Below are 13492 nucleotides of genomic sequence, written 5' to 3'. Positions count from 1 at the left end.
TCCGAATTACTCGGGGCCCTTTACTTCGGGGCGCTGCAGGTGGTGCGGGGAGAGCATGGCCTCGAGCTGTTCCTCGGTCTCGTCGGCGGCGACGAACAGGAGTTCGTCGTTGAGTTCGAGGGTTCCTTCGGGGTCGGGGCGGAGGACGCGGCCCTCGCGGAGGATGACGACCAGCGCCGTGTCGAGCGGCCAGTCGACGTCGCCGACCCGCTGGCCGATCATCGGGGAGTCCTCGGGGAGCGTGAGCTCGACCAGGTTGGCGTCGCCCTGGCGGAAGGTGAACAGGCGGACCAGGTCACCGACCGACACGGCTTCCTCGACCAGCGCGGACATGATCCGCGGCGTGGACACCGACACGTCCACACCCCAGGCCTCGTTGAACATCCACTCGTTGCGCGGATGGTTGACCCGGGCAACCGTACGCGGCACGCCGAACTCGGTCTTGGCGAGCAGCGAGACGACCAGGTTGACCTTGTCGTCGCCGGTGCTGGCGATCGCGACCTGGCAGCGCTGCAGTGCGGCCTCCTCGAGCGAGGACAGCTCGCAGGCGTCGGCGAGCAGCCACTCGGCGCGCGGTACGGACTCGGCCTTGATCGCGCGCGGATCCTTGTCGATCAGCAGTACCTCGTGGCCGTTCTCGAGCAGTTCGCCGGCGATCGATCGTCCGACGTTCCCGGCTCCGGCGATGGCAACCCGCATCACAGCTCCTCAGGCCTCTTCAGGTTTGGTGCCGAGCTGGGCCTCGATCGTGGCGGCGTCCCGCTCCAGCATCACGACGTGCACCAGGTCACCTTCTTGGATGACAGTGTCCGCCTTCGGCAGCATGCCTTCGCCGAGCCGGGTCAGGAACGCCACCCGCGCGCCGGTCGCCTTCTCGATGTCGAACGCGAGCCGGCCGATCCAGTCCGCGTGGACGTGCACCTCCGCGAGCCGGACGGTGCCGGACGGGTCCCGCCACTCGGGCTCGGAGCCTTCCGGGAGCAGCCGGCGCATCATCTGCTCGACGGTCCAGCGGACGGTGCCGACGGTGGGGATGCCGAGCCGCTGGTACACCTCGGCGCGGCCCGGGTCGTAGATCCGGGCGACCACGTTGCCGATCCCGAACGTCTCGCGCGCCACCCGGGCGGCCAGGATGTTCGAGTTGTCGCCGTTCGAGACCGCGGCGAAGGCCTCGGCGTCCTCGATCCCGGCCTCGATCAGTACCTCCCGGTCGAAGCCCATCCCGACGATGGTCCGGCCGGTGTACGACGGGCTCAGCCGGCGGAACGCGTCCGCGGACTGGTCGATGATGGCGACCGTGTGTCCGCGTTTCTCCAGACCGCGCGCGAGCATCGACCCGACGCGGCCGCAGCCCATGATGACAACGTGCACGTGGTGATCACTCCTTGCCCCGGACAGGGGCCGCTGGCTCGGTTCGGCAGGGATAGACGCTACACCGGACCGCGCCGCCCTCTAACATCACCGGTGTGACTCCCGCTCTCGGCGATATCGGCAAACGGCTGCTGCTCGGTCGCAAACTGCGCAGCACCCAGCTGGGTGAGACCCTGCTGCCGAAGCGCATCGCGCTCCCGGTGTTCGCGAGCGACGCGCTGTCGTCGGTCGCGTACGCCCCTGACGAGGTCTTCCTCACGCTGTCGATCGCCGGCCTCGCCGCGTACAGCTACTCGTGGAAGATCGGCCTGCTGGTCGCGTTCGTGATGCTCGTCGTGGTGGCGTCGTACCGGCAGAACGTGCACGCGTACCCGTCGGGTGGCGGTGACTACGAGGTCGCCACGGTGAACATCGGCCCGACCGCGGGTCTGACCGTGGCGAGCGCGCTGATGGTCGACTACGTACTGACGGTCGCGGTGTCGATCTCGTCCGGCGTGCAGAACGCGAAGTCGGCGCTGCCGTTCCTGGAGGGCCACGAGGTACCGCTCGCGGTCGGTCTGGTGCTGTTGCTGACCGCGATGAACCTGCGCGGCGTCCGCGAGTCCGGCGCGGTCTTCGCGGTACCGACGTACATCTTCATGTTCTCGATCATCGGGATGGCGATCTGGGGCCTGATCCGGCTCGCCGCGGGCAACCTCCCGCAAGCGGAGAGCGCCGGCTTCGAGGTACGGCCGGAGGGCGGGCACGAGCTGTTCACCGGGCTGGCCGCGGTCTTCCTGCTGGCCCGCGCGTTCTCCTCCGGGTGCGCGGCGCTGACCGGTGTCGAGGCGATCAGCAACGGCGTACCGGCGTTCCGCAAGCCGAAGAGCAGGAACGCCGCGACCACGCTGCTGCTGCTCGGCACGATCGCGGTCACGATGCTGATGAGCATCCTGTTCCTGGCGAGCAAGATCGGACTCCGGTACGCCGAGGACCCGGCCACCCAGCTGTACCGGAACGGGCAGCCCGTCGGCGACAGCTACACCCAGAAGACCGTGATCGGCCAGATCGGCGACTCGGTGTTCTCGAACTTCCAGCCGGCCTTCTACGTGGTCATCGGCGCGACGATGCTGATCCTGGTCCTGGCCGCGAACACCGCGTTCAACGGGTTCCCGGTGCTCGGCTCGATCCTGGCCCGGGACGGTTACCTGCCGCGCCAGCTGCACACCCGCGGCGACCGCCTGGCGTACAGCAACGGCATCGTCCTGCTGGCACTGTTCGCGATGGCGCTGATCATCGCGTTCGACGCCCAGGTCACCAAGCTGATCCAGCTGTACATCGTGGGCGTGTTCGTCAGCTTCACGCTCAGCCAGTTCGGCATGATCCGGCACTGGACCCGGCTGCTGAAGACCGAGACCGACGGGGCCAAGCGACGGCACATGTTCCGCTCGCGGGTCATCAACACGGTCGGCCTGACGATGACCGGCATCGTGCTGGTGATCGTGCTGCTGACCAAGTTCACCCACGGCGCCTACATCGCGATCATCGCGATGGCCGTGCTGTTCCTGCTGATGAAGGGCATCCACCGGCACTACGACACGGTCCGCCGGCAGATGTCGGCCGAGGACGACGAGCCGCTGATGCTGCCGTCCCGGGTGCACTCGATCATCCTGGTCTCCAAGCTGCACCGGCCGACGCTGCGGGCGCTGGCGTTCGCCAAGGCGGCCCGGCCGTACACGCTGGAGGCCGTGACCGTCGACGTCGACCGTGAGGAGTCGGACGCGCTGCAGGCCGAGTGGGACGCCCGTGGCATCCCGGTACCGCTCAAGCGGCTCGCCTCGCCGTACCGCGAGATCACCCGGCCGATCCTGCAGTACGTACGGGACATCCGCAGGCAGTCGCCGCGGGACGTCGTGATGGTCTACATCCCCGAATACGTGGTCGGGCACTGGTGGGAGCACCTGCTCCACAACCAGAGCGCACTGCGGCTCAAGGGGCGGCTCTTGTTCACACCTGGTGTGATGGTTACGTCCGTTCCTTACCAACTGCTCTCGTCGCAGGGGGCCGAGGAGCGGCAGGACCGGGTGGAACGGGTAGCCGGCCAGGTACGGCGCGGTGCTCGCAAGGCGTCAGGAGATCGGTGACTGCATTTATGCCAGGCGACAACAGTCTGGTCGGGGCGGTAGTCGAGCTGGAGGTAGGTCCAGTCGCGCACGGGGGGCACTGCGTCGCCCGGCACGAGGGGCAGGTGGTGTTCGTCCGGCACGCGCTGCCGGGCGAGCTGGTGCACGCCCGGATCACGGAGCAGACCGCGAAGTACCTGCGGGCCGACGCGGTGTCCGTACTGACACCGTCGCCGCAGCGAGTCGAGCCGCCGTGCCCGTACGCCGGCCCGGGTCTGTGTGGTGGGTGTGACTTCCAGCACGCGAACATCGTCGAGCAGCGCCGGTTGAAGGCGACCGTCGTGTCGGACACGCTGCGCCGGATCGGTGGCATCGAGCGGACCGTGGTGATGGAGTCTCCCGGCGACGACGGGCTCGGCTGGCGGACACGGATGCGGTACGCCGTCGTGGACGGGCGGCCCGGGATGTACGCGCACCGCTCACACGACCTGATCCCGATCGACCGGTGCCTGATCGCACACCCGGGGACTCCCGACGTACTGGGCTCGCGGTGGCCGGGCGCGTCGTCCGTACAGGCCGTGGTGTCCTCCGAGGGCAAGACCGCCGTCCAGACGGATCAGGACCCAGGGGAGCGGCTGGTCGAGGTGGTACGGGACCGGCGGTTCCTGGTGGAGGCCGGGGGCTTCTGGCAGGTCCACCCGGCGGCGCCGGAGATGCTGGTGGACGCCGTACTGAGCGGACTGGAGCCTGCGGCGGGGGAGACCGCGCTGGACCTCTACTCGGGTGTCGGCCTGTTCGCCGCGTTCCTGGCCGAGGCCGGTTGTCCGGTGCTGGCGATCGAGGGCGACAAGGACGCGGTCCGGAACGCCCGGCGCAACCTGCGCGACCTCGACGGGGTGACGCTTGAGAACGGCGACGTCGACCGGGTGCTCAACCAGGCGGCCGGCAAGGGGCTGGAGCATGTGGATCTCGTCGTCCTCGACCCGCCGCGGACCGGGGCCGGGAAGGACGTCGTACGGCGGATCGCGGCGCTCGGGCCGCGACGGATCGCGTACGTGGCGTGCGATCCGGCGGCGCTGGCGCGGGACCTGAAGACGTTCGGGCGGCTCGGGTACGGGATCGCGTCGCTGCGCGCGTTCGACCTGTTCGGCATGACCCACCACATCGAGTGCGTCGCCGTACTCGAGCCTGTGGACAGTCAGGTGGTCACAGGGGGAGGCCTCGGGTAGCGTCTGGGGACGGATTCCAAATGCGCTTGGAGACCTGATGCCGCTCGTTGACCTGGACGACCCGGAGGAGTTGCGCGCCCGCTGGACCGCACTCGCCGCGGTCGCGCATGCCACGGGCTTCGACCGCCGCTGGTACGCCGACGCCGACGGATACCACCACCAGGACGAGACCGCTTCCGTACTGCGGATGGCCCGGCTCCCCGACGGGCGGGCCGTGCTGTGGGGGTTCCACACGCAGCACAGCCAGACGGCCGGGGAGGACCTGCTGGCCGGGTCGCCCGACTGGATCGGGCAGCCGGAGGTGCGGCAGCGGCAGGCGGCGGGTGAGCTCGGGTTCGTGTACGGCGCGTTCAACTCGACCTGGGCGCGCGCGTCGTACCCGGGCGACCCGTGGCAGCCGGTCGACGACGGGTTCACGCCGATCGGGGAGTGGATCACCTCCGACGAGGCCGCCGCCGACGAGATGATCGAGTGGGTCGCGGAGTGGGCCGACTATCTCGGCGGGCTGGACGAGTTGCGTTCGTACGGGGTGGAGCTGATCCGGGCCGCTTCCAATCCCGGGCTGTCGGTGGAGGCGCTGGGGGCGTTCTTCGCGCACTTCGCGATCGACCCGCGGTCACCGCTGCAGCCCGACCTCGTCGCCGGGTCGGCCGCGGCCGAGGACTTCACCCGAAACTTTGCAGAACCGGCAAGTTTCGCCGAAGACCCTGACACAGCCGAGGTCTCGGTCGTTGAACCCACCGTGACCGGAGAAAACCCGCCGGAGGACGAAGAGTCCTACGTAGTCCCCCCAGGCATCAGCCCCTTCACCGGCCAACCCATAGACCCCGCGGCCGCCTACGCCGACCCACCCCCCATCCACCTCACCACACCACCCACCACCGACTCCGGCGCTCTACCCGCCGCCCCAGCCGCCGCCCCACCGGGCGCTCCAGCCGACGGCCTCGCCGCCCGCGCAGCCGCCCCGCACCACGACCTGCCCGACGCCGGGGCAACCCACCCCGGCACCGCGCCGTACGGCGATGAGGCCCGCCCGGGCGCCCTGCACCGGGACCTACCCGACGCTCCGTCGGCCCACGCCGACGTCGCACCGTACGGCGATGCAGCCCGTCCGGGCGCCCCGTACCGGCACTTGTCCGACGGTTCGTCGGCCCGCGCCGACGCCGCGCCGTACGGCGATGCAGCCCGTCCGGCCCGCGCGGTTGCGTCGCGCCGCGATCTGGCTGAGGGTTCGGCGGCCCAGGCCGGCGGCTCGTCGTACGGTGATCCGGGTCGGGCGGGTGGTTCGCCGTACGGGGATGCTGATTCTGGGGACGACCAGATTCTCGGGTTCCGGGCGGATCGGCCGGACGACTACGGGACCACGCCGAAGCGACAGGGCTGGCTCCGCCGCCGCAAGCACGACCCGGCTCCCGAGCCGCAGCCGTCCGCCGCACCACCGCACGACCCGCCGACCGCTCCGCCGCGGTACGACCCGGCCGCGCCCGGCACGTACATCCCCGACGACACCCCGAGCTCGGGCCTCCCGATGCGCCCGGCCCAGCCGTACCCCGAGACGGTCCCGCAGCACCCGTCCGGCCCCGACCGGTACCCAAGCAACCCCGAGCAGCACCCGAGCGACCCTCAGCAGTACCCGAGCGACCGCGGCCAGACGCCCACCTCCGGCTCGGCGTTCTCGACCCCGCTCCCGGCGTACGACCACAACCTCCCGTCCTCGGAACCGCCACGCGTGGGCGGCGGGCTGTACGAAGGCGACGACTTCTACAACAGCCTCTTCGCCGACGCCCCCGCCGCCGCGACACCCGCCCCCGACCAGGACTGGGAAACCACCGAACAACCCTCCTGGCCGGACCAGGAAGCCACCAGCGAATACACCCCCTTCACCGACGACACCACCAACAACCGCCCCGGCGAATGGACCGGCCCCCGCTGGATCAACGGCCAATGGGTAGAAGGCCCACCCCCCACCACCCCGCCGCCCACCCCCCAAGCCGACACCCCCACCGCCGCCCCGACCACCCCCGGCACCGAGCCAAACGCACCCGGAACCGAGCGGAACGCACCCGCCACCGAGCCGAACGCACCCGCCACCGCGCGGAACGCACGCGCCACCGAGCCGAACGCACCCGGCACCGCGCGGAACGTCCCCGCACCCGAAGCAAACGCACTCGGCACCACGCCCGGCGTTGGTCCGAACGCCCGGGACCTCGGCCCGCTCGACCCCGGAGCCGCTCGGGACGCACGTGGTGCCACACTCCCTGCGTCCATCGCGGCTGGCGCACCCCCGGCGACGGCTCACAGCGCGCCCGCACCCATCGGAACCACCGATCCCACAAGCGGCGACGTACGCCACCCGAGCACGCCGCCCGCAGCGCCGTCCGACGCAGCGCCCCTCGACTCACCGTTCGCGCGCCCCGTGCCCGACGTACCCGCCGACTCACCCTTCGCCCGGTCCACGGGCGACTCGAGCCCACCCGGATCCCCGTTCGCGCCGCCCTCCGCAGGCGACGACGTACCTGCCGACTCACCGCTCGCCCGGACAACGGGGGACTCGGCCCCACTTGGATCGCCGTTCGCGCCGACCCCCGCCGCCGGCGACGTACCTGCCGACTCACCCTTCGCGTCGTCTGCGGGCGACTCGGGCCTGCTTGGATCGCCGTTTGCGCCTGGTCGACCCGGGGCGGACGTGCCGGGGGCAGGCTCTGCCGTTGGCGACTCGATGGATCTCGAGGACGACGACGCGCCGACCGCTGAGATCGCCGCAGTCCTCGACCCCGAGTCGACAGGCGACGAGGAAGAGGACCTGGCTTCCTTCACCGGGCCGTCCCCGTTCGCCCCCGTCACGGCCACCGAGCCAACCTCGGCGCCGGCGCCTCCCGCGACGGCGCTTGACGAGCCAGCTGGACAACGGTTCGACCAGTCACCGGGACACCGGTATGACGGCGTGACACAACGCGCGAACGGCGAATCCGCGAACGACCAGCCGATCGGAGCGGCGTACGACGGATCGGCCGGACACACGTACGACGAACCGGACCACTCCCCGGAGTACGACCACTCCGTAGACGCCCTGCACGACCGCGTGAACCAGCCGCGCGAACCTGTCGACGCCCAGCGCGGATCCGTGGACCGCCCGCGCGAGCCGTTCGATGCCCCGGGCGGATCGGTGGACCGGCGGAGCGAATCTGTGGGCGGCCTGCGCCAACCCGATGACCTGCTGCGGGATCGTGCGGGGGAGTTGCAGCAGCCCGATGAGCACCAGGGTGTGCCGGCGAACGCGGAGTTGGTGGCGGATGAGTTCGACGCCGACGCGGACGACCAGACCGCTGAGATCCCGGTCGTGTCCTCCCTATCCGTCGACGACGAGACCCCTGGCGCCGCCCGTACGCCGGACGCGGCCGGAGCGGAGGCTGCGTACGAGGGGCGTGCGGATGGGCCGGGGCGTGGCTACGCGGGGCCTGATGATGACGAGGACGAGATCTTTGGGGTGCCTGGGGAGGTTCAGGGCCGGCGGGGTGACGTTGAAGCTCAGGTAGAGCCTTATCCCCAGCCGCAGCCGTGGCCGCAACCCCGGCCGGAGCCCTGGCCGCAGCCTGAGCCGCGTCCCGCACCGTGGCCCGAGCCCGCCCCACCGCTGCCCGGCCCGGAACCGACCCCTGGCCCGCAACCAGTCCCTGGCCCGACTCCAGGCCCCGAGCCCGTGCCCGGCCCAACGCCGCGCCCTGAGCCGACACCGGGTCCGGAGCCGACACCGCGCCCTGCGCCGACGCCCGGCCCGGGACCGACGCCTGGACCGCGTCCGACGCCTGGACCGCGTCCGACGCCTGGTCCGGAGCCGGAGCCCTCGCCCGTGCCGGGGCCCTTCCCCGAGCCGGAGCCGCTGCCGGAGCCGTTCCCGGGTCCGGAACCTGAACCGGCACCCTCGCCGGAACCCGAGCCCGTACCGCAACCCGAACCTGAACCGGTACCGCAACCTGAGCCTGAGCCTGAGCCGGTTCCTCAGCCCGAACCCGAGCCTCAGCCGGTTCCTCAGCCCGAATCGGTCCCGCAGCCGGGTCCCGAGCAGGTTCCCCAGCCTGACCCGGGATTTGCGCCTGGGGTCGACGGGGCCCCGTACGGCGAGCCGACGCGCGTCGCGGCCGCCGAGCACGGAGCCGGTCGTGCACTCGGCGACTCGGTCGAGCCTGGTGGTGTCGGTGGGGTTGCGGCTGGAGTGGGGGAGGCCGGAGCTGTTGGGTGGGGTGGCTCGGCTGGGTTTGTGGGGGATGACGAGGACGAGACGCCTACCGGGTTTGTTCCGGTGGTTGACGATGACGTCACCGGTGTGGTGGAGGCTGTCGGGTTTGATGACGAGTCGGCGCGTGACCGTGGTCTAGGCGCGGCGCCGGCGGCGGCAATGGTGGTGCCGGGGCTGGGGCTCATCGGCGGCGGTGGGCCTCGGATTGTGCCGGCGGCCGGGTCGTTGGAGGAGGCGATGCGGGCCGAGGTGGAGCGGCCGCGGCCTCGGCCGGAGGTTTCCGCGGCGGAGGAGGAACTGCGGGCCTGGTGCCGGGCGCGAACGGCGATCGTGCCGTCGGGGTTCACGATCCAGGTGCAGGTGCTGGATCCGAAGGCGCCGTCGTACCGGTTCGACCTGGAGCCGCCGGACGTGGACGATCCGGAGTTCGCCGCGGACCGGCTGAGCGAGCTGTTGGGCGACCTGTGGCTGGCGGAGGCGGACAACGAGCAGGGCGGTTGGTTGTTCGCGCGGCTGGATGCGGCCGGGCGGACGTTGCGGATCGACCGGTGGTACGACCAGGTGCCGGACTGGTGGGACAACTCGGTCGAGGAGCGCCTGGACGTGGACGGGCTGGTACGCCGGCTGTACAACCGCGGCCCGCAATGGCAACCGACGTACCTCGAGAAGCTGTACACGAGCGCGAGATAGCGTTGGCGCCATGCTTCTGAGGATCTTCACCGAACCGCAGCAGGGCGCGTCGTACGACGACCTTCTCGCTGTCGCACGCAAGACGGAGGAGAACGGGTTCGACGCGTTCTTCCGTTCCGACCACTACCTCGTGATGGGCGACTCCGACGGGCTGCCGGGGCCGACGGACTCGTGGATCACGCTCGCCGGGCTGGCCCGGGAGACGAAGCGGATCAAGCTCGGCACGCTGGTCAGCTCGGCCACCTTCCGCAACCCCGGCGTACTCGCGATCTCGGTCGCGCAGGTCGACCAGATGAGCGGCGGCCGCGCCGAGCTGGGGCTGGGCGCCGGCTGGTACGAGGCCGAGCACAAGGCGTACGGGCTGGACTTCCCGGACACCCCCGGGCGGTTCGACCTGCTGACCGAGCAGCTCGAGCTGATCACCGGGCTGTGGGACACGCCGGTCGGGGAGAAGTACGACTTCCAGGGCGAGCACTACCAGATCTCCGACTCCCCGGCCCTCCCGAAGCCGGTACAGCAGCCGCACCCACCGATCATCATCGGTGGCGCCGGCAAGAAGCGCACCCCGGAACTCGCCGCGAAGTACGCCGCCGAATTCAACGCCGGCTTCCGCGGCGTCGAGCTCACCGGAACGCTTTTCCAGCGCGTCCAGGCGGCATGCGAGGCCGAAGGCCGCGACCCGAAGACGCTCGCGCTGTCCACCGCGCACACCGTGGTGGTCGGCAAGGACGACGCCGAGGTGAAGCAGCGCGCCGAGGCAATCGGTCGTGCCGTCGAGGACCTCAAGGCGAACGCCATCGCGGGCACGCCGGCCGAGGTCGTGGACCGCCTGGGCCAGTTCGCCGCCGTCGGATCACAGCGCCAGTACGTACAGATCATGGACCTGAAAGACCTCGACCACCTGGACCTGATCGCCGCGGAAGTTCTTCCACAGGTTTCCTAAGGCCTCACGAAGTTGGCTCGATGTCGTGTATCTTGATGTCGAGAGAGTTTTCCGTCCCGAGGTTAGGTTGACCTGACCTCGCGGGCGGGTGGCTCGCTCGGCAGGATGGGTGTAGCGGACACGGACTGGACAGAGGAGCAGGTTGATGGCGAGCGTCGACAGCTTCGGTGCCAAAGGGGCACTCGAGGTCAACGGGCAGTCGTACGAGATCTTCAGGTTGGCGGGCATCGAGGGTGCGGACACGCTGCCGTACTCGCTGAAGGTGCTGCTGGAGAACCTGCTGCGCACCGAGGACGGCGCGAACATCACCGCCGACCACATCACCAAGCTCGGCAACTGGGACCAGAACGCGGCGCCCGACACCGAGATCCAGTTCACCCCGGCGCGGGTGATCATGCAGGACTTCACCGGCGTGCCCTGCGTGGTCGACCTGGCCACGATGCGCGAGGCCGTCGGCGAGCTCGGCGGTGACCCGACCAAGATCAACCCGCTGGCGCCGGCCGAGCTGGTCATCGACCACTCGGTGATCATCGACGTGTTCGGTACGCCGGACGCGTTCGAGCGCAACGTCGAGTTCGAGTACGGACGGAACAAGGAGCGGTACCAGTTCCTGCGCTGGGGCCAGACCGCGTTCGACGAGTTCAAGGTGGTCCCGCCCGGCACCGGCATCGTGCACCAGGTGAACATCGAGCACCTGGCCCGCACCGTGATGGTCCGCAACGGCCAGGCGTACCCGGACACCTGCGTCGGCACCGACAGCCACACCACGATGGTGAACGGCCTCGGCGTGCTCGGCTGGGGCGTCGGCGGCATCGAGGCCGAGGCCGCGATGCTCGGCCAGCCGGTCAGCATGCTGATCCCGAAGGTCGTCGGCTTCAAGCTGACCGGCGCGGTCCCGGCCGGCGCCACCGCGACCGACGTCGTGCTGACGATCACCCAGATGCTGCGCAAGCACGGCGTGGTCGGCAAGTTCGTCGAGTTCTACGGCGACGGCGTCGCGGCGGTCCCGCTGGCCAACCGCGCCACCATCGGCAACATGTCCCCGGAGTTCGGCTCCACCTGCGCGATCTTCCCGATCGACGACGTGACGCTGGACTACCTGCGGCTGACCGGCCGCTCCGACGACGACGTCGCGCTGGTCGAGGCGTACGCCAAGGAGCAGGGCCTGTGGCACAACCCGGACGTCGAGCCGCGCTTCTCCGAGTACCTCGAGCTCGACCTGTCCACGGTCGTGCCGTCGATCGCCGGCCCGAAGCGCCCGCAGGACCGGATCGAGCTCAGCAAGGCCAAGGAGTCGTTCCGCGGCGTGCTGCCGGACTACGCGACCGAGGAGACGGACGTCGACCCGTCGGAGACCGGGAGCTTCCCGGCCAGCGACGCGCCGAACGGTCACGGCCACCCGGACGACGCCCCGCACGACGTTGCCGTGAGCAAGGACCGGCCGTCGAAGAAGACTACGGTCACGTTGGAGGGCCAGGAGGTCGAGCTCGACCACGGCCACGTCGTGATCGCCAGCATCACCTCCTGCACCAACACCTCGAACCCGTCGGTCATGCTGGCTGCCGCGCTGCTCGCGAAGAACGCCGTCGACAAGGGCCTGGCGTCCAAGCCGTGGGTGAAGACGTCGCTGGCGCCGGGGTCGAAGGTCGTCACCGACTACTACGAGAAGGCCGGCGTCACGCCGTACCTGGAGAAGCTCGGCTTCCACCTGGTCGGCTACGGCTGCACGACCTGCATCGGCAACTCCGGCCCGCTGCCCGAGGCGATCTCGGCCGGCGTGCAGGAGGCGGACCTCGCGGTCGTCAGCGTGCTGTCCGGCAACCGGAACTTCGAGGGCCGGATCAACCCGGACGTGAAGATGAACTACCTCGCCTCGCCGCCGCTGGTGATCGCGTACGCGCTGGCCGGCACGATGGACTTCGACTTCGAGAACGATGCCCTGGGCAAGGACACCGACGGGAACGACGTGTTCCTGAAGGACATCTGGCCGAGCGCCGACGAGGTCGAGGCGACGATCGCGAACTCGATCAACAAGGAGATGTTCGCGAAAGACTATGCGGACGTGTTCGCCGGTGACGAGCGCTGGCAGTCGCTGCCGACGCCGGAGGGCAAGACGTTCGCCTGGGACGCCGAGTCGACCTACGTCCGGAAGCCTCCGTACTTCGACGGCATGGCGAAGGAGCCGTCGCCGGTCACCGACATCGCCGGCGCCCGCGTACTGGCGAAGCTCGGCGACTCGGTCACCACCGACCACATCTCCCCGGCCGGATCGATCAAGGCCGACAGCCCGGCCGGCAAGTACCTCGCCGAGCACGGCGTGGACCGGAAGGACTTCAACTCGTACGGGTCGCGCCGCGGCAACCACGAGGTGATGATCCGCGGTACGTTCGCCAACATCCGGCTGCGCAACCAGATCGCGCCGGGCACCGAGGGCGGCTTCACCCGCGACTTCACCAAGGACGACGCGCCGGTCACCACGATCTACGACGCCGCCCAGGCGTACGCCGCGGAGAACACCCCGCTGGTGATCCTGGCCGGCAAGGAGTACGGCTCCGGGTCGTCCCGTGACTGGGCCGCGAAGGGTACGGCGCTGCTCGGCGCGAAGGCGGTCATCACCGAGTCGTTCGAGCGCATCCACCGGTCGAACCTGATCGGCATGGGTGTCCTGCCGCTGCAGTACCCGGAGGGCGAGAACGCCGAGTCCCTCGGCCTGACCGGCGAGGAGACGTTCGACATCACCGGCGTCACCGCGCTGAACGACGGCTCGATCCCGCGCACCGTGCACGTCAAGGCGACCTCGCCCGACGGCGGCGTGCAGGAGTTCGACGCGGTCGTCCGGATCGACACGCCTGGTGAGGCCGACTACTACCGCAACGGCGGCATTCTGCAGTACGTGCTGCGGTCGCTGATCGCCGGCTGA

At 70.2% G+C, this 13492-nt stretch carries 7 protein-coding genes; 5 read left to right on the top strand and 2 right to left on the bottom strand.

All coding sequences use genetic code 11. The annotated features are described in order from the left end of the window. Positions 1-6: 6 nt before the first annotated feature. Together ACFYRU_RS23640 and ACFYRU_RS23635 are read right to left on the bottom strand one after the other, a co-directional pair. On the bottom strand, positions 7-699 hold the full coding sequence (locus ACFYRU_RS23640; RefSeq protein ID WP_387662386.1) for a potassium channel family protein: 693 nt from the start codon (positions 697-699) through the stop codon (positions 7-9). Between the two features lie 9 nt (positions 700-708). Further along, complete coding sequence (locus ACFYRU_RS23635) at positions 709-1371, bottom strand: potassium channel family protein (RefSeq protein WP_387662384.1); 663 nt, start codon at positions 1369-1371, stop codon at positions 709-711. 95 nt (positions 1372-1466) lie between these two features. Here ACFYRU_RS23635 and ACFYRU_RS23630 point away from each other — a divergent pair, with 95 nt between their 5' ends. From ACFYRU_RS23630 to acnA, 5 genes are all read left to right on the top strand, one after another. Beyond that, on the top strand, positions 1467-3494 hold the full coding sequence (locus ACFYRU_RS23630) for an APC family permease (RefSeq protein ID WP_387662383.1): 2028 nt from the start codon (positions 1467-1469) through the stop codon (positions 3492-3494). 8 nt (positions 3495-3502) lie between these two features. Further along, positions 3503-4702, top strand: a complete 1200-nt coding sequence (locus ACFYRU_RS23625; RefSeq protein WP_387662946.1) for a class I SAM-dependent RNA methyltransferase — start codon at positions 3503-3505, stop codon at positions 4700-4702. A gap of 37 nt (positions 4703-4739) precedes the next feature. Then, on the top strand, positions 4740-9629 hold the full coding sequence (locus tag ACFYRU_RS23620; RefSeq protein WP_387662381.1) for a hypothetical protein: 4890 nt from the start codon (positions 4740-4742) through the stop codon (positions 9627-9629). 10 nt (positions 9630-9639) lie between these two features. Continuing rightward, positions 9640-10572 carry an LLM class F420-dependent oxidoreductase gene (locus ACFYRU_RS23615; RefSeq protein ID WP_387662379.1) on the top strand — a complete coding sequence of 311 codons (933 nt, stop codon included), beginning with the start codon at positions 9640-9642 and terminating at the stop codon, positions 10570-10572. A gap of 145 nt (positions 10573-10717) precedes the next feature. After that, the gene (gene acnA / locus ACFYRU_RS23610) at positions 10718-13492 is read left to right on the top strand and encodes an aconitate hydratase AcnA (RefSeq protein WP_387662377.1); all 2775 of its coding nucleotides are present in this window, start codon (positions 10718-10720) and stop codon (positions 13490-13492) included.

Source organism: Kribbella sp. NPDC004536, from assembly GCF_042873835.1.
GTDB lineage: Bacteria > Actinomycetota > Actinomycetes > Propionibacteriales > Kribbellaceae > Kribbella.
Note: the sequence above shows the minus strand (reverse complement) of the source record. Positions and strands in the feature narration are given on the sequence as shown.

Coding starts and splice junctions, on each gene's coding strand:
- ACFYRU_RS23640 (WP_387662386.1), bottom strand. CDS start 699: ATGCGGGTTGCCATCGCCGGAGCCGGGAACGTCGGACGATCGATCGCC.
- ACFYRU_RS23625 (WP_387662946.1), top strand. CDS start 3,503: ATGCCAGGCGACAACAGTCTGGTCGGGGCGGTAGTCGAGCTGGAGGTA.
- ACFYRU_RS23620 (WP_387662381.1), top strand. CDS start 4,740: ATGCCGCTCGTTGACCTGGACGACCCGGAGGAGTTGCGCGCCCGCTGG.
- ACFYRU_RS23615 (WP_387662379.1), top strand. CDS start 9,640: ATGCTTCTGAGGATCTTCACCGAACCGCAGCAGGGCGCGTCGTACGAC.
- acnA (WP_387662377.1), top strand. CDS start 10,718: ATGGCGAGCGTCGACAGCTTCGGTGCCAAAGGGGCACTCGAGGTCAAC.